Below are 17,964 nucleotides of genomic sequence, written 5' to 3' on the forward strand. Positions count from 1 at the left end.
ATATATTTGCAGATTGTCGTATATCAAAGAACTATGATTTGGAGGATAGACACTTTGGAGTATATGCATGTCAAAGCCAAAGAGAGAGATAACTTATTACCACTGCTAGAGCTGAATAAGAGAATGGAAACAAAGAAAACGATGGTCCAAACGTTTTCTCTTGTTTTTTTATTGTTAGAGTTAGGGCTTCTTACCTTTTTATATTTCATCTTTTATGCATGGCGGATCCACTTGGAATTTAATGTTCCTTTTGAAATGTTTGAATTAACTAATCCACGCTTCTCCTATTACTTATATTTCTATTTAATGTTTATTGCTCTATATGGGTTCCTTACATTTCGTTATCGGATTCACTCTTTTATAGCAACTAGTGGACTAGTAGATGAAATTCTCAAATCAACACAAGCAATCGCCTATGCCATCTTGTTCGCCGTAGGACTTAGTTTCCTATTTAAGTTGACAGATATCTCACGAGTAGTAATCCTTCTTTTTGGAATATCAGCATTAGGATTAGTAACGATATTGAGATTTGTAAAGCGAAAGCTCTATCTTGCCTTCAATGCGAGAGGGATTTTATCTCGAACAGCTATTATTATTGGAGCTGGAAAAGTAGGGAAGTCATTAATAGAAGAGTTGCAGAAACATAAATGGTTAGGATATACGGTAGTGGGATACGTAGATGATGAGGTTGATGATATCATTGCTGATACAACTTATTTAGGAAAAACAGAGGACCTACAAAATATATACAAACTTCATACTTTAGCTGATGAAATTATTATAACCATTCCATCTGAGAGAGAGCTTGTTCAGAAGATTATTTCAGACTTTCGAAAATCGCCTGTTGAAATAAAAATAATTCCAGATATGTTTAATTTAGTTTTAGGAACAGTCCAAGTAGGCAATATCAATTCCCTGCCAACAGTTTCTTTAGTTCGAACACCGATGCGGGGAACTGGTTTCTTATTAAAAAGAGCCTTTGATTACTTGCTGACGCTAATTGCCTTGATCATATCATTACCCATTATGCTTATTACCAGTATTTGCATTAAAATTGAATCGAAAGGTCCCGTGTTCTATAAACAAACCAGAATTGGAAAGAATGGCAAGCCGTTCAACATGTATAAATTCCGTTCAATGGTTCAAGATGCAGATCAGTTGTTAAATAAGCTAGCCTCGCAAAATCAAGTGGATGGTATTGCGTTTAAGATGAAGGACGATCCACGTATAACACGCACTGGTAGATTTATACGGAAATATTCAATAGACGAGCTGCCACAGTTATTTAACGTCCTAAAAGGAAATATGAGCCTGATAGGTCCACGTCCTCCATTGGAAATTGAAGTTGCTCATTACAGTGACTGGGAATGGAGACGCTTAGAAGTTCTACCAGGTATCACAGGTTTATGGCAAGTTAGCGGAAGAAGTGATCTTTCATTCCAACAGTGGGTGAATCTTGATGTATATTATATTGAGAATTGGAGTATCGCTCTTGATTTAAAAATACTCCTTAAGACCATCCCAGTAGTATTAAAAGGAGAAGGAGCATATTAATGAAGGTATGCATTGACGGACAGCCCTTGCTTGGACCTCTTACAGGAATCGGAAGATACACTGCTGAACTGTTAAAGGTCCTCAATACATATGAGGACTTAACCATATCCGTCGGATTGAATCAGATTTTGAAACAAAGGAAGTTAAACAGCCCTGTACCTAGTACATGCTCCATTTATAATAGTCGTTATCCATACAAAGTAATTCGACGACTCATGAAACCTAACTTCTTATATAAGTTCCGATATGATGAATTCATAAACGAACCTTTTGATGTATATCACGGAACTAATTATACTCATATACCAATCAAAAAACAGCGTTATGTAGTTAATATTCACGATTTGGCTTTTATGAAATATCCGGAGACTACGAGTAGTAAAATATATAACCATCATATGAAATGGGTGCCTTACAGCGCTGCTAGTGCCAATCATATTATTGCATTATCAGAATCTGCCAAAGCAGATATTGTTAGCTTGTTGAACATAAACCCTGAGAAGATTACTGTCATTCCATTAGCAGCTGACGCCCGTTTTAAACCGTTAGAAAATCAGGTTGTTCGGCCAATACTTCAGAAATACAACATGCCTGATCAATATATTCTTTGTGTGGGGACGATTGAAGCGAGAAAGAATTTAATTACAGTTGTAAAGGCCTATCATCAACTAACTAGTAAATATTTGCTTGATCACAAGCTCGTCATTGTTGGAACAAAGGGATGGAAGACCTCTTCTTTATATGAATATATTGAGCGGCATAAGCTTCAATCATGTATTCATTTTGCTGGTTATGTAGATGACGAAGATTTACCTGCCATTTATAATGGAGCAACTATGTTAACTATGCCATCATTATATGAGGGGTTTGGATTGCCACTCGTTGAAGCTATGCAGTGCGGAGTACCTGTGATTGGATCCAACGTATCCTCTATACCTGAGGTTATTGGAGATGGAGGTATTTTATGTTCACCTCACGAGCCTGAGGATTGGGCAGATCAAATATTAAATGTTCTTCATGAGGATTCCAATTATCTGGATAGGAAGCGACTCGCTCTATCTAGATCGTCTACATTCAGTTGGAAATTAACTGCAGATAAAACGTATAATATTTATACTTCTGTGTAACTATTATTAATTGCTTAAATAGGAGAAGGTAAATGAAACTAGCCATTGTTCATGATTATATAAATCAACACGGAGGCGCGGAACGGGTATTAGAGACCTTCATGGAACAGTACCCAGAAGCACCAATCTACACACTAATATCGAATCTCAACAAAATGCCTGATGTCTTTAAGCAAGCTGAGATTCACAATTCATTTATACAAAATATACCATTTTCTCAAAATCACTATAAGAAAATGCTATCCCTGCTCCCTTTAGCAGTAGAGCAGTTTGATATGAGAGAATACGAAGTAATTTTATCTACTTCTAGTGCATTTGCCAAGGGTGTAATCACGAACTCCTCTCAAACGCATGTTTGTTATTGTCACACCCCCATGCGTTATGTATGGGACTTATACCATCAATACATGGATGAACTTAGAAATCCCATTTTCAAATGGGTGTTACCTCGAGTGCTGCACAAAATACGCCTGTGGGACTATGCAACCGCCCAACGCGTGGACCACTTCATCGCTAACTCGAATAACGTTGCCAAAAGAATCAAGAAGTACTACGGAAGGGAATCAGTTGTCATTCACCCACCAGTGAATCTAGAGCAATTCTCGATATCAGATAAGATAGAGGATTATTTCTTAATTGTTTCGCGACTCATTCCTTATAAGCGTATTGATTTGATTATCGAAGCGTTTAACGAGCTTAAATGGCCATTGGTCATTATTGGAGATGGATATGATCGCAAGCGATTAGAGCAGATGGCAGGTTCGACTATTACTTTCCTCGGCTATCAATCAGATGAAGTCATTGCACAGTACTATTCGAAGTGTAGGGGATTTATCCTAGGAGGGGAAGAAGACTTCGGTATAACCCCCTTAGAAGCACAGGCTAGCGGTAGACCCGTATTGGCTTATGGAAAAGGCGGTGCACTGGAAACTGTAATTGAAGGAGAAACCGGATTATTCTTTAGGGACGCAAGAGTATCTTGCATAGTTGAAAAACTTAAACAAATGAGTATTACACAATTTGATTCCAATCACATTCATCAGCATGCTGCATCTTTTAATAAGCAACGTTTTCAGAAGCAAGTACATCAATTCATTGAACAAGTTCATAACAAGGGAGTGCAGTAATTAATGTCAGAGTACGGCTATAGTAAGTCTATAACCAAAGAAAAACGATTAATATGGGATAAAATACCTTTATTTACTCTTACCTTATTCTTTATATGGGCGCCATACCAAGTGGCTTTATTTAACGGGCAAAGTTCTAATTTTGAACCCCCTATTTATTTATCCATGCTGTTTGCATCCATCATTTCTTTTTTATTTTTCCCTATTTTTTATAAAGAAACCAAAGAAATTAATACAAAAACCATCATAATTCTTGGAGCATTCCTCCTTCCTATTACTTATTGCATTTCAATGTTTGGTGCAGCTTCCAGTTTTATGGCAACCAACCTAACTTTAATTATGTGTGTGTATTTCATTTTCTTTGCTATTACTTCTACTTATCTTAATAAAGATAGCAATAATAATTCTATACAATCACTAATCATTATATCCTCCTATGGAATCGTTGCCTTTGGGTTATTACATTGGTTAAACAGTGTGAAGTGGATTCAAGTATCATTGGGATGGCTTATTCCGTTCGATGCAAATGGCTTGTTTAAGGACGCCGTGATGATGACTGTGGATGGTGCCCGATTAACATCCGTTTTCCAATACGCTAATACATACGCTGCATTCCTTATGGCCTTCTTATTTGCAGCTGTGTTCTATGTCGGAAAGTCACGTAAATGGTGGAGTCGAGCGACACACGCTTTCATGTTGGTTCCTATTATGTTGTCTATCTTTTTGACTTTGTCTCGTGGTGGTTTGTTACTTTTACCAGTTGTGTTCATAATTCTATTAGTATTCTTAAAGCCTCATCGCCAACTGATGTGGATATTTCACTTAGTCATTAGTGGAATTGTCACTGTTGGAATTCTTAATCCGGTCACGGACATTGGACTAAATGTCCAACAGGCTTTTTCAACAGCTGAATCTATGAAAGGCTGGGCTTATGTGGTCGTAGGTTCTTTGATATCAGCAGCGTTGTCTTTGGCTCTTGAGCAATGGGTAGCACCTTGGTTAGAGAGTAAAATGTCACACTTGTCCAACAAGAAGTGGGGTTCCTTCCTTTTCCCTATTGGAGGTGCACTACTTGGAGCGTCTCTCTTGTTTATTTTCATGGGTACAGATGCCAAAAATATTCTTCCTGAGAATATTCAAACTCGCCTAGGAAATATCAACTTAGTACAGCACTCTGTCTTGGAGCGCTTCACATTCTATAAGGATTCCATGAAAGTTATTGCAGATCATCCAGTCATCGGTGCGGGCGGCGGAGGCTGGGGGGCTCTATATGAGCAGTATCAGAACAATCCTTATACTTCTCGTCAAGCGCACAATTTCTTTCTGCAGTATCTGATTGAAACTGGGATACTAGGGTTTGTCATATTTATGACTTTCTTAATTTACTTGTTCTATCAATATATTCGTTCTTATATACGTGCTCATGAACACAAACGCGAAAGTTACTTTTTATACTTCATCATTGCACTTTCGATTCTTGTTCATAGTATTTTGGACTTTAACATGAGCTACGTCTTTATGGGAATTCTCGTATTTATTGGGCTAGGTGGGATGACTGCTGCCATAGATAGCAAGCCGTTCACTAAACTAAGTTGGAATCCTACAAAAGTGCGTTCTATTTATATAACTGCGTTAGGTCTTGTATCTGTTGTCTTACTCATTACTGCTATCACATTTGTATCAGCATCTAATTCATTTAATCAATCACTTGCTGCTGCAGGCAGCAGTAATGACTATACTCAGATTACAACTCCGCTGGATAAAGCGCTTGGGATTCAAGGACATCATCCCAATTATGTAGGTATGAAGGCTGATCTATTGAGTCAAATCTATAAACAAACGCAAAAAGAAGAGTTCTTCACTGCTGCTGATAGCTTATTGAAAGATACACTTAAGTCCGAGTCGTCTAATAAGCAATTATGGATGCAATTAAACAAACTCTATTCCTACAAAAATATGAATAAAGAAATTTACGATGTTTATGACAATAATAAATACCGTTACCCATGGGATATTGAGTGGTACGAGCAATTCATGCACATTTCATCCCTATTGGGATCTAATTCGGACGACAAAGCTTTAAAGGATAAGTATTTTAATTCCGTGTTTGATTCCTTAAAGCATATTGAACTGGGTATTGAACATCTGAAGACGCTCCCTGAGGGGCAGCTTCAAGGACGTAAATTTGAGGTTACACCTAAAGTAGCACTTCATGCGGGTCAAGCTTACTATCTGACGGGTAAAACACAAGAGGCTTACGACATGATGAAAGCACATCTGCAAGAGGATTTAACACCTGACCCAGCTAAGCCGAATGATACAAGCAAGGTCGACCTTCTAAGATGGTACCTTGCTATGACTAAGAAGCTTGGATTACAAGATGATGCGAACCTAGCTAAGCTCCTGGCTCTTGATCCAGAGGGGCAGGCAAAGATAGATAGTATCGTAAACATGCAGATCCAATAAACAGGTTACAAGCAAATGTAACCGAAAAACGACTCGGGATTAATCCCGAGTCGTTTCTGTATGTGCTGACCGTATTTGCTGTTCCATGTAACGAAGTAATGGCTCTCTCAAATCAGCATGTTGGAGAGCATAGTGGATCGTGGTTTCGATAAAACCAAGCTTCTCACCTACATCATGGCGCTGGCCTTCAAAGTGATAAGCGAGCACTTGCTCCACCTGGCTTAAATGCTGGATCGCATCTGTTAATTGAATTTCCCCATTTACACCGGCTTCTTGCTCCTCTAGTATCTCAAAAATACGCGGAGTTAAGATATACCGTCCCATTATAGCCCAGTTAGAAGGTGCCGAATCAACGGGTGGTTTCTCAACTAACCTTTCTGAACGCATAATACGCTCGGACAATTGATTACCAGCAACCACTCCATATCGACATACTTCCTCCCATGGCACAGGTTGTACACCTACTACAGTTGCTTCATAATCGTTATACACGTCTATCATTTGTTTAAGGCAAGGGTTTTTCGCTTCGACGATATCATCACCTAGTAGTACAGCAAAAGGTTCATCTCCAATAAATTTACGCGCACACCATATGGCATGCCCCAATCCACGAGGTTCCTTTTGTCGAATATAATGAATATTTGCCATATCAGAAGACTTGCGTACTTCTTCTAGTAGAGCATGCTTTTCTTTTTCAAGTAGCATATGCTCCAGCTCAAAATAATTATCAAAATGGTCTTCTATTGCACGTTTTCCTTTACCAGTCACTATGATAATGTCTTCAATGCCTGAATCGACTGCTTCTTCCACAATGTATTGTATAGTGGGTTTATCAAGGATTGGAAGCATTTCCTTGGGCATTGCTTTTGTTGCAGGCAAAAAGCGTGTTCCTAGTCCAGCTGCAGGAATTATAGCTTTACGTATTTTCATTTGTTCCTCCGCCTTATTTCATTTATAAATAACAATCACTTTCACAATTATACATGATAATAATGGGAATTACATGATTATTGGGAGTAATATGACCCGTGACGTACGTTGAAAAAGTAATATCTTAAATACCCATGAGCACATATAAATTATATTATAAATATAACTTGATCTAGAATTATATTAATCAATTTGAAAACCCTCAACCTACACATACAAGTTATATGTAGCTGAGGGACTTTCGTTACTTCACCAATTGTCCGCGCGTAACGCCAAGCTGATTTGTTGCCTTGAGCATACGCCACACCTGTGTGCCACTAATCTCGCCGCACAGGGAGCGGTTGTACAAGTCAATGACCTGGTTGACCTGCTCTGCGGTCTCCTCCAGGAACTCGATGCGATAGGAGTCGACGCCAAGCTCGAGGAAGTTCGGCAAGTATTCCGAGCCGGACTGCTCGATGGCGTTGTACACCGTATTGCGGCAGCCTTCGTCTACGCGGACTGGATGAGACATTCCGATACGGTCACGCAAGGAGACGTTGTGCTCTTCACACGGACGGCCGCAGTTCGTGTAGTCTGTGCCTTCGCTGAGGAACGTACAGTACACACAATGCTCCGTATGGAACATCGGCAGATGCTGATGAATGACGATTTCGAGCTTGGACGTGTCCGCATGACGCAGCATATCCACCATCTGCTGAATGTTCAAGTCATACGATGGTGTAATCCGATCGAGACCTGCTTCCGCAAACAGCTGCACCGTCTTGTGATTCGCTACGTTCAGCGAGAAATCACCGATCAGCTGCGGGAACGAGTCGTCACCCATCGGCTTAGGCGGGCAGATAGCCAGATTGGAGTTATCTGCTGCTTCTGCTATGATCTCATCACTTGGCAGCACAGCCGCGCTAGCCTCAGCACGCTTAAGCTCCCATTCAGCCTTGGCCTGCTGGTAATAATGCAAGGCACCCGTATTGCGGATTAACACCGCATCCGGCTTCAGATTCAGGATATTGCGATGATAGCCGTTCTCGTTTGGCATGTGGATGCGTGGTGTAACCAGCGCAATCGGCTTGCCAGCAGCTCGGCAGGCTTCGATTGCTGCCGGGAACTGCTTAATAAACTCGAAGTCGGCGTAAATTAACGCCACATCGGTCAGCACTGCTGCCTGCACCTGCTCCAGCGTGCGGCAGAGCGCAGTAAGCTGCGCGCCGCCAAACGGCACCGCCGTATGCTGCACGCCGGCGCCTGCCAATACGTCTACGTCATGCTTGACGTAGACAGGCGGCTTCGGCCGTTCGCCCGCCAGGTGCTCTACCGCACGGCGGCGAATCGCATTCAGCTCGCGCATGGGCACGATCACGCTGCCTTCCAGCTTAGCGTCCAACTGCTCCAGCTGGTACACCGTACCGCCCAGACGTCCGAGCTGCTCTTCCAGCAGTTCACGATCCATCGGGCGCTTCTGCGCCTCTTCCAGCAGCAGCTCCGAATCTACTTGAATGGTCGTGCCCTTCTGCACATCCGTCCACCACGTCTTCAGCGGCTCGCCTACACGGCCTTCTACGCGTATATGCATCGGAAACACCCGATACGGCTTCTCCGTCTCAAATGTGGCGCGCATTCGCTTGTCCAGCGCCTGATCGCTTGTCTTCCAGATCCGATCGCCGACCTTAACCCGGCGTAAGTTCACATCGTTGCGTCCTGGCACGATGTCCACGATCCAGCCTTCCTCAGCCTCGCCCTCCAGCTTCACGCCTTTGCGGCGTACATCATAGACACGGCCGCCCTCTTCCTTCTGCGTCGGATCACCCGCGTCGAATCCAATCCCGTCACCGCGCTTAAGCGGCGCCTCCAGCTTACAGACCACGCCATCACGCAGCACCTGCTCGACACGGCCCAAATACACGCCACGGCTCTTCGGAAACGTTCCGTCTACGAGCTGCTTGTTGTTTGTACCCGACAGGAAGCCGTGCGTAAAGCCGCGTGAGAAGCTCTGCTGCAGCTCGCGCACTTCTTCCTTGGAAGGCCCCGTCCACGTGCCATCAAAATAATCATCTATTGCTTTCCGGTACTTGCTCACGACGTTAGCTACGTATTCTGGCTGTTTCATACGTCCTTCAATCTTAAAGGATGTCACACCCGCTTCAATGAGCTCTGGCACGATGTCTATCGCCGCCAGATCTTTCGGCGACAAAAGATAAGTAATATCGCCCATCGGCTGATGCTCACCGTCTACCATCATGTCATATGGCAAACGGCATGCTTGCGCGCATTCGCCACGGTTGGCAGAACGACCGCCCCACATCTCCGACGTTAAGCATTGGCCAGAATAAGAGACACACAAAGCACCGTGTACAAATACCTCCATCGGCACTTTAGCAATCTCGCCGATCTTCTGAATTTGCTTTAAATTATTCTCACGGCCCAATACGACCCGCTCCATACCAAACGGTTTCGTAAACTCAGCTGCCTCAGGCGAGGTAATCGTCATTTGTGTAGAACCATGAATCGGGAAGTCCGGAGACATCTCACGGATCAATTTCACCAATCCCAGATCCTGTACAATAACCGCGTCTACACCTGCATCGATACAAGCATCAATTAGCTGCTGCGCATCTCGCAGCTCATCTTCAAATACCAAAATATTAAAGGTCAAGAAACCCTTAACCCCATAACTATGCAAAAACGCCATAATCTCAGGCAGCTCGTCCATCCGAAAATTGTTCGCACGTGCACGCGCGTTGAATTTTTCTACACCAAAAAATATCGCATCCGCACCATTCGCCACTGCGGCACGCATACAATCCCAATCGCCCGCAGGCGCCAACAATTCTATATCTTCACGTTGTATCTCTCTAGTCATCTTCATCCTCCATCAAAGTGCCCCATCAGGAGCTCTAAATATACAGTTTACCCCATAATAGAGGCTGAATCTACCTCCTGACACAATGAAATATTTCACACTAATAAGGATAGTAATAAACACAAAGTACCCCAAGACCATGCCTCATGATCTTGGGGTGCGCTCATCTATAGATCTTCGTCTATAGTCACCATTACTTGTGTACCGTCATAGACTCTATCACTTTCATAAATTGCTGCTCTGCCTGAGACGAATAAGACGCCTTTAAGCCGCGCATATAGAAAACAACAACATCCTGTTCTTGCCAACACAGACGATATATAACGTGGAAAGAACTTATAATTCATATACTCGTATCGTAAAAATACAGTCTTCTGCTTGTTAAGCTTAGGATGTGTGTCCGCTAGGGTTAATCTTAACTATTCTTTTCCCATCTGAATCGGCTTCATTCCAATTGGAACGGCAGAAGTCTGGAATGTTGGCACAAACGTATTCCATATCTCCTCATATTCTTCAAAACTACCTTCCGTGGCAAGTAATACGTAAGCTTTTCCATCCTTCTCGTAGCGCCTCATATAAGAAGTCTCTAGCGTTTTCTTCTCTTGAGAAACATGAACAATGGTCTTTAGCTCAGCAAACGTATAACCATGAATCTGCCCCACTTTTTTGTCCTTGATATCCTCATGTGGCTCCACCCACTCTTTCAACGAAGACATCATATCATCTCCTGTTCTAGAGGTGCTCGCCGTACTGCTCATGTATAATGCAAAGTATGAAGTGCCGTCATTTGTTAAAAATTGAATGTTTCCTTTGTGCTCTGCATCCTCCCGATAATACCAATTGTCTGGAAGATGCACTGACCATCCGCAAGAAGGACATCCTGAACGGGCCATATCCACATTGGCTTCATCAGGGTTCCACAATAGGGATACGGAACGATCTTTGTTTGGTCTGATAACAGCTCCCAAGCCTTCCGCCACATCCCTAAGTGGGAGCATTAGAGTGTTGCCTCTTATCCTTGGCCGCACTTTCAACGTAACCTGCTTACGGTTGATCATAGCGTAAGAACTGTCCAGAGAGACAGTTAGCTCTCGTTGGCCTGCCATTATTACAAAAGCCTCTTTGGGTATTTCCCAATAGCCATGGATACCAAATGCTTTTATCAGAACTCCCGCAGGAAACATTGAAATTCCGTTGGTCTCGTACGGCTGTTCAATCTTTGTCGTTATCCCATTCACTACAGCTAGGTTACTTCCAATCCTAAATCGAATTTCCTTAACCATATTACTCGAGATAACCCTGTCCATAGATTGTGCGTAAGTAGCTTCGGTTGACAATATAATCCCTGCAAAACAAAACATCAGCATCCCTAATGTCCTCAACCCGTACCATACCCAATTCTTCTGACTGACCACTGTCTGTGCTCCTCCTAATGATCTATCGCCTATCGTTCATACCATTAAATAGGAAAACATAACCTACGACTTATAATACTCCCCAAGCGTAACCTGCACAGTTCTTTTCTTACCGCCATTAAGCAGAACTAGCTTGGTTTGCTTGCCTGGCAGCAGCCCTTTTAATGCCTCATTAATATCTGCTAGCGTGCGTACGTGTTTGCCATTGACCGCCAACAGGATGTCACCTTCCTGGATACCTGCCTTTTTGGCATTCGCACTGATGACGGCGTCAATCCTCAATGACTGTTCAGTGGGAAGACCATACGCTGCCGCCCAGTTCTCATCCATCTGTACGCCAATCGCAGCCCGCTTCAGCTTCCCATACTTCAGCATGTGGTCAATTGTCCATTTCACCGTATCCGCCGGTATAGCAAAGCCTAAATTATCAATATCCTCGCCGTAATATTTTAACGTGTTGATGCCTACTACTTCTCCCCGCATGTTCAGAAGCGGTCCTCCGCTGTTACCTGGGTTAATAGCCGTATCGGTCTGCAGCAGCTTGAAGTTATTATCCACAACACGATTTATACCGCTAATGACACCTACTGACACCGAATTCTGAAGGACAAAAGACACTGGAGTTCCAATAGCCACAACCCCTTGTCCAGCTTCAATTTTCCCAGTTTCAGGCATAAATGTCGCAGGCTTTAGTCCTGTTTTATTGATATGGACTAACGCCAGATCCACATCCTCATCCCATATCACTTTGGTTACGGCATGGGACATTCCGTCTGATGTGATCACCATCGCCTTCTTCAAATGACGCACCACGTGAGCATTAGTCACGATCCAGCCATCTGCACGGACAACCACACCTGTGCCGTGAGACAGCGCATCACGCGGGTCTTCCACTTCCTCCAACGCCTCTTCGTCTTGTCCTATAATGGCCACAACAGACGGGCTTACTTTTTTAACAACACTAGGTACCGTACTTAAAGATAACTGGTACTGTTTGCTCTTAGCATCGTATTGACCCTTTCCACCCAAAACATCTGCAAGTGCACCTGCTTCTATGTAAGTCTTGCCATTAGCCTGTATTGCTGGCAGTGATACGTATTCAGCTGACGCAGTAAATGGCTGTGCCATCGTCATCCCAAGTATGACGGCCATCATGCAAATCAACACTTGTCCTCTCCGTGTTCCACTTGCACATTTCCCAGTTGCTATGTCCTTGTTTGATTTCTCCATTTTTCTCCCTCTCCCTTAAGAAGCGAATTCCAATTTATTTCTATTCGCATCTTTAATCATTCTAGCTTCTGTCCCGTAATACCTCCAAGACGGCATTCAGACCAAAAAAAGACCCCTTGATATCGTAATCAAGGAGCCTTTACGCCTGTTTCATTTCAGATAGGATATGTATAGATATGCGATTACCTAAGAGTCTCTAACCGTACCTTATGCATTACCAGCCGCTAATCATAATAAAGTCAGCAGCTACAAACACCAAGAAGCTCACAACGGCGAACCCTAGGGCAAACATATTTCTGGGACGCTGCTTCACTTGACGAATAACAGCCCATAGCAAAATCAATGTAAGCACGAGCATGAAAATATCAAAATAATCGAAAGCGCTCTCTTTTGCCGCTGCCGCCGCCTCAGCTAATAACATGGTGCGACCTCCCTCTAATCTTGCGATATACGTATCTTCATCTATGTTATATTTACCCAGCTCGACTTGCAAGATAAATTGTTCATATTTAACAAGATTGTCACCTTTTCTTCACGTTTATACCATTGCATTCTATATTTTCATGATTAATTTCACTGATATGATTTCATCACGTCTTTTTTATGGCTGTTTTCGCTTCATAAGCGGTACATACGCCGTTCACTTGTAGACACAGGGGTACACATTTAAAATCAATAAATATTAGTTCTCATTAGAAAGCAAGGTCACGTTGACTTCGGTGAAACCATCCTCATGCTGCTTCATCAGCATTCTATATAGACTAGGCTGAGGTGATATAAGGAGGTCTTATGAGACATTTCGGATAAATAAAGGCTGACAAGTGCAGCAACTTTAATAGTGAACGCCTTCATCTTTGGCAAATAACAACAAACAGCCCTGATCTCCTTTGCAGAGCACTCAGGACTGTTGTATATGAAACCTACTTACTCAAACTCTATGCCTCATGATTGTTTTTCCTCGTACATGAATTCATCGCTTGACCAGCACAGCTTTCATTATTCTACAATAGTGCTTACATCTATCGTCATCGTTATGGCAGCATGAATAAATGCAGGTGCCCAATATCATTGTCATCTGCGTCTAGTTACGTTCGCGCTTGCAATTCAATATCATGAAAGGAACGTATCATAGCATCTGTACACGCAGGCGGCTCCTCAAAACGCAGTTCCTCATCGATAAAAATTTGCAGCACAGCGCCCGCACTCTGCCCCATTTCCATATCTCCGACTGAGTCTCCAATTACAGCGACCTCATTAGGCTCTAGCCCAATCTCACGACACGCAAGCTCCACCATATCCGGAAAAGGCTTGCCATGCTCCACGCAATCATCACCCACCACAGCATCAAAGAAGTGGCGAATCCCCATTTTCGTCAAATGCTGTTCAGATGGTCGCTTGTCATCCGCCGTCACAACCGCAAGACGCAGACCGAGTGCTTTGCAGCGCTCAAGGAATGAGACAACCCCTTCTACAGGACGAATATCGGCCTTTTTCAGGATTTCCTCATTTGCATGCTCCACCACTGCTGTCACGCGGCGAGTCGCTTCATTCCAAGGCACGCCTGTTCGATACAAATAATAAGCAGCAATTCCGATCATCTGCGACGGGGAACCCATCGCAAGCGGGCCAAAGCGGTCATGCGCCGTTACTTGACGTTTTTCATTTAAGAATACGCCAAGCAAATACCCAGGACCTTCTGGGAGCTCTGCTCCTTCTAGACGAAGCTCACGTTCCAATCCATCCAACACTGTCTCTGCCCAGCTTCCCCACAAACTAATAAACTGCAGCAGCGTCCCATCCTTGTCGAATAAGATACCACGCACTTGCGCACGCTTCTCGCCGACGATTATCTCTACCATGCCGTAACCATCCTTTGTCCGTTTTAAGCCACAGTACATTTACAGCTTCATTACGAGTTCTACATCCGCCTGTCGGTTCCTGCCAACAGACAATAGAACTTTTATCCTCTTTGTGTTTGAAAACCAACCTTTATACATGCATTTTGATAAAATGCAGCATGAACTTGTACCAAGCTGAGCTGATACTGCACCTCACTTCCTAGGATCAACATCCACTACTTTTATACTAAGAAAGGAGCCCCGCAGGACTCCTTTCGATAAGCAATACCCTGTAAACTGAGCTGCCATCTTAACCATTTACGTATGTGCAGCCAACTCTTGCGCCTGTTCGGTGCGCAGGCGATCACGTGCTAGAATAGGCTTCAGGTAGCGTCCTGTATACGAAGCATCTACCTCTACAACCTCTTCAGGAGATCCTTGCCCAACGATCATACCACCGCCGCTGCCGCCTTCCGGACCGAGATCAATGACATGGTCAGCAGTCTTAATTACGTCCAAATTATGTTCGATTACAAGCACACTCTCACCAGAATCAACGAGACGATGCAGCACCTCAAGCAGCCGATCAATATCGGCAACGTGCAGGCCTGTTGTAGGCTCGTCCAAAATGTATAAAGTCCGCCCAGTACTGCGGCGGTAGAGTTCAGCAGCAAGCTTGACGCGTTGTGCCTCACCACCCGACAAAGTGGTTGCCGGCTGCCCTAGCTTCATATACCCCAAGCCTACATCCATAAGCGTCTGAATCTTACGGTGAATACGCGGTACGTTCTGGAAGAAGTCAACTGCAACTTCAATCGTCATATCCAGAACATCAGAAATATTCTTGCCTTTATATTTCACTTCCAATGTCTCGCGGTTGTAGCGCTTGCCTTTGCATATCTCACACGGTACATACACATCCGGAAGGAAGTGCATCTCAATCTTAATAATCCCATCACCACGACAAGCCTCACAGCGCCCACCCTTAACGTTGAAGCTGAACCGTCCCTTTTTGTAGCCGCGAATCTTCGCTTCATTCGTAGTAGAGAACAAATCGCGAATATCATCAAATACACCCGTATACGTGGCAGGGTTAGAACGAGGCGTACGACCGATTGGCGATTGATCGATATCAATAACTTTGTCAATAAGCTCCAAGCCGCGAATCTCTTTGTGTTCACCTGGGCGCACCTTAGCTTTATTCAAGTCACGCGCAAGTGTCTTATACAGGATTTCATTAATAAGAGTCGATTTGCCCGAACCGGATACTCCCGTTACAGCCGTAAACATCCCCAGTGGAATCTTAACGTTTACGCTGCGCAGATTATTCTCCTTGGCACCGCGAATCTCCAACCAGCGGCCATCTGACTTACGTCGATTCAGCGGTACAGGAATAAACTTACGCCCGCTTAAATATTGGCCTGTTAACGAATGCTCGCTTGCCATTACCTCTTGCGGCGTTCCTTGTGCAATCACCGTGCCACCATGCATGCCCGCTCCCGGCCCAATATCAATAATGTAGTCCGCGGCCAGCATCGTGTCTTCATCATGCTCTACCACAATCAATGTATTGCCCAGATTACGCATATGCTCCAGCGTCTGAATCAGACGATCATTATCGCGTTGGTGCAGGCCGATACTCGGCTCGTCCAATATATAAAGGACACCCATCAGACTTGAACCGATCTGTGTAGCTAAGCGAATTCGCTGTGCTTCTCCACCAGACAAGGTACCTGCGGCACGATTCAGTGTTAGATACTCCAAACCAACATTAACCAAGAATCCTAAACGTGCATTAATTTCCTTCAAAATGAGATTTGCGATTAGCATTTCCTTCGCAGAAAGCTTTAACAATTCAAAGAAACGCTGCGCTTCACCAATAGATAACGACGTCACGTATGCCATGTTCTGTTCACCTATCGTAACGGCCAAGCTCTCTTTCCGTAGGCGATGACCTTTGCAAGAGCCACATGGCTTCGCGCTCATAAACCCTTCAATGAACTCGCGAATTCCCTCAGAGGCTGTCTCACGATAACGGCGTTCCAGATTGTGAATAATCCCTTCAAACGTGACCTGCGCTTCCTTCTTATGGCCAAAGTCATTCTCGTATAGGAAGCGGATCTTCTCATTACCGGTACCATGCAGCAGCTTTGTCATATGTTCTGGCTCCAGCTGAGACACCGGTAAATCCGTTGGAATGCTGTAGTGCTCACACACGGCTTGCAGAAATTGAGGATAATAATTCGACGTACTGCCTGCCCATGCCTCAAACGCGCCATCATCAATAGACTTGCTGCCGTCCGGCACTAACAGCTCCGAATCCACAATCATCTTCAAGCCGAGTCCGTCACATTCCGGGCAGGCTCCAAACGGACTATTAAATGAGAACATTCGTGGTGCCAGTTCATCGATACTAAATCCGCAAGTCGGACAAGCCAAATTTGAACTGAACACAAGCTCTTCCTGATCAATAATATCGACAATCAGTTTGCCTCCAGAAAGGTTCAACGCAGTCTCAATTGAATCCGCAAGCCGGGCTTGAACGTCTTCTTTCACGACAATACGGTCCACCACGACCTCAATGTTGTGTTTCTTATTCTTCTCCAACTCAATAGGGTCGGCTACTTCTCTCAGTTCTCCGTCTACGCGTACCCGTACAAAGCCTTGCTTCTGAATATCGGCAAATACTGTCTTATGCTCCCCTTTACGACCAGATATAATAGGGGCAAGCAGTTGCAGCTTGGTACGTTCCGGGTATTCCATAATACGGTCCACCATCTGCTCTACCGTCTGCGACGTAATCGCTATACCATGCTCAGGACAATGTGGGTGACCGATTCGCGCAAATAACAAACGTAAATAATCGTAAATCTCCGTGACTGTCCCTACTGTGGACCTCGGATTGCGGCTTGTCGTCTTCTGGTCAATAGAGATCGCAGGCGATAAGCCATCTATAGAATCAACGTCCGGCTTCTCCATCTGCCCTAGAAACTGCCTCGCATAAGCAGACAGCGACTCAACATAACGACGCTGTCCTTCCGCATAGATCGTGTCAAAAGCCAGGGATGATTTACCGGAGCCACTTAACCCTGTTAAAACCACAAATTTGTCACGCGGAATCGTTACATCGATATTTTTTAAATTGTGGGCACGAGCCCCTTTGATTACGATTGAATCACTTGCCACCGCTTTATCCTCCCGCTCTAGGTCCACTCGAACCACTTCATTAGCATTTATTTAATCATTACGAATTGAGGCACTTATCATAGAAACAATCGGAACGATCTCGCCCCACCATTTCCCTCAGCCGTATCCCGTACCGGAGCCTGGATGATTGCCTCGGCCGTAATATACTTTCACAGCATACTTATAAGGAGTGGTCAAAGATACAAACGCATCACAAACGACCCTTTATGA

General features: G+C 44.0%; 11 protein-coding genes. 4 read left to right on the forward strand and 7 right to left on the reverse strand.

The window, feature by feature from the left end:
* Positions 1–63: 63 nt before the first annotated feature.
* From MH117_RS10995 to MH117_RS11010, 4 genes are all read left to right on the forward strand, one after another.
* Entirely contained in the window at positions 64–1,554 is a 1,491-nt protein-coding gene (locus tag MH117_RS10995; protein ID WP_239329198.1) for a sugar transferase, read from the forward strand.
* A 215-nt stretch (positions 1,555–1,769) separates the two neighbouring features.
* Positions 1,770–2,681 (forward strand): glycosyltransferase family 4 protein, encoded by a 912-nt coding sequence (locus MH117_RS11000; RefSeq protein WP_239328754.1) that lies wholly within the window; start codon positions 1,770–1,772, stop codon positions 2,679–2,681.
* A 32-nt stretch (positions 2,682–2,713) separates the two neighbouring features.
* Positions 2,714–3,808 carry a glycosyltransferase gene (locus tag MH117_RS11005; protein ID WP_239328756.1) on the forward strand — a complete coding sequence of 365 codons (1,095 nt, stop codon included), beginning with the start codon at positions 2,714–2,716 and terminating at the stop codon, positions 3,806–3,808.
* Positions 3,809–3,811: 3 nt separating this feature from the next.
* Positions 3,812–6,274, forward strand: a complete 2,463-nt coding sequence (locus MH117_RS11010) for an O-antigen ligase family protein (protein WP_239328758.1) — start codon at positions 3,812–3,814, stop codon at positions 6,272–6,274.
* A gap of 39 nt (positions 6,275–6,313) precedes the next feature.
* Here MH117_RS11010 and galU read toward each other — a convergent pair whose 3' ends face one another.
* The 7 genes from galU to uvrA all read right to left on the reverse strand — a co-directional run bounded on the left by galU (position 6,314) and on the right by uvrA (position 17,733).
* Positions 6,314–7,204: a UTP--glucose-1-phosphate uridylyltransferase GalU gene (galU, locus tag MH117_RS11015; protein WP_239328759.1), complete on the reverse strand. Its 891-nt coding sequence runs from the start codon at positions 7,202–7,204 to the stop codon at positions 6,314–6,316.
* Between the two features lie 244 nt (positions 7,205–7,448).
* Complete coding sequence (locus tag MH117_RS11020; RefSeq protein WP_239328761.1) at positions 7,449–10,064, reverse strand: U32 family peptidase; 2,616 nt, start codon at positions 10,062–10,064, stop codon at positions 7,449–7,451.
* A 419-nt stretch (positions 10,065–10,483) separates the two neighbouring features.
* Positions 10,484–11,479, reverse strand: a complete 996-nt coding sequence (locus tag MH117_RS11025; RefSeq protein ID WP_239328762.1) for a stalk domain-containing protein — start codon at positions 11,477–11,479, stop codon at positions 10,484–10,486.
* Positions 11,480–11,542: 63 nt separating this feature from the next.
* Complete coding sequence (locus MH117_RS11030) at positions 11,543–12,709, reverse strand: S1C family serine protease (RefSeq protein WP_239328763.1); 1,167 nt, start codon at positions 12,707–12,709, stop codon at positions 11,543–11,545.
* A gap of 214 nt (positions 12,710–12,923) precedes the next feature.
* Complete coding sequence (locus MH117_RS11035) at positions 12,924–13,130, reverse strand: DUF2759 family protein (RefSeq protein WP_239328764.1); 207 nt, start codon at positions 13,128–13,130, stop codon at positions 12,924–12,926.
* A 664-nt stretch (positions 13,131–13,794) separates the two neighbouring features.
* A complete protein-coding gene (locus tag MH117_RS11040) occupies positions 13,795–14,568 on the reverse strand; it encodes an HAD family hydrolase (RefSeq protein ID WP_239328765.1) in 774 nt (257 codons plus the stop codon).
* A 297-nt stretch (positions 14,569–14,865) separates the two neighbouring features.
* Positions 14,866–17,733 carry an excinuclease ABC subunit UvrA gene (uvrA, locus tag MH117_RS11045; RefSeq protein ID WP_239328766.1) on the reverse strand — a complete coding sequence of 956 codons (2,868 nt, stop codon included), beginning with the start codon at positions 17,731–17,733 and terminating at the stop codon, positions 14,866–14,868.
* Between the last annotated feature and the right edge of the window lie 231 nt (positions 17,734–17,964).

The organism is Paenibacillus sp. ACRRX (assembly GCF_022346885.1).
Lineage (GTDB): Bacteria > Bacillota > Bacilli > Paenibacillales > Paenibacillaceae > Paenibacillus_B.

Coding starts and splice junctions, on each gene's coding strand:
- MH117_RS10995 (WP_239329198.1), top strand. CDS start 64: ATGCATGTCAAAGCCAAAGAGAGAGATAACTTATTACCACTGCTAGAG.
- MH117_RS11000 (WP_239328754.1), top strand. CDS start 1,770: ATGAAACCTAACTTCTTATATAAGTTCCGATATGATGAATTCATAAAC.
- MH117_RS11005 (WP_239328756.1), top strand. CDS start 2,714: ATGAAACTAGCCATTGTTCATGATTATATAAATCAACACGGAGGCGCG.
- MH117_RS11010 (WP_239328758.1), top strand. CDS start 3,812: ATGTCAGAGTACGGCTATAGTAAGTCTATAACCAAAGAAAAACGATTA.
- galU (WP_239328759.1), bottom strand. CDS start 7,204: ATGAAAATACGTAAAGCTATAATTCCTGCAGCTGGACTAGGAACACGC.
- MH117_RS11020 (WP_239328761.1), bottom strand. CDS start 10,064: ATGACTAGAGAGATACAACGTGAAGATATAGAATTGTTGGCGCCTGCG.
- MH117_RS11030 (WP_239328763.1), bottom strand. CDS start 12,709: ATGGAGAAATCAAACAAGGACATAGCAACTGGGAAATGTGCAAGTGGA.
- MH117_RS11035 (WP_239328764.1), bottom strand. CDS start 13,130: ATGTTATTAGCTGAGGCGGCGGCAGCGGCAAAAGAGAGCGCTTTCGAT.
- MH117_RS11040 (WP_239328765.1), bottom strand. CDS start 14,568: ATGGTAGAGATAATCGTCGGCGAGAAGCGTGCGCAAGTGCGTGGTATC.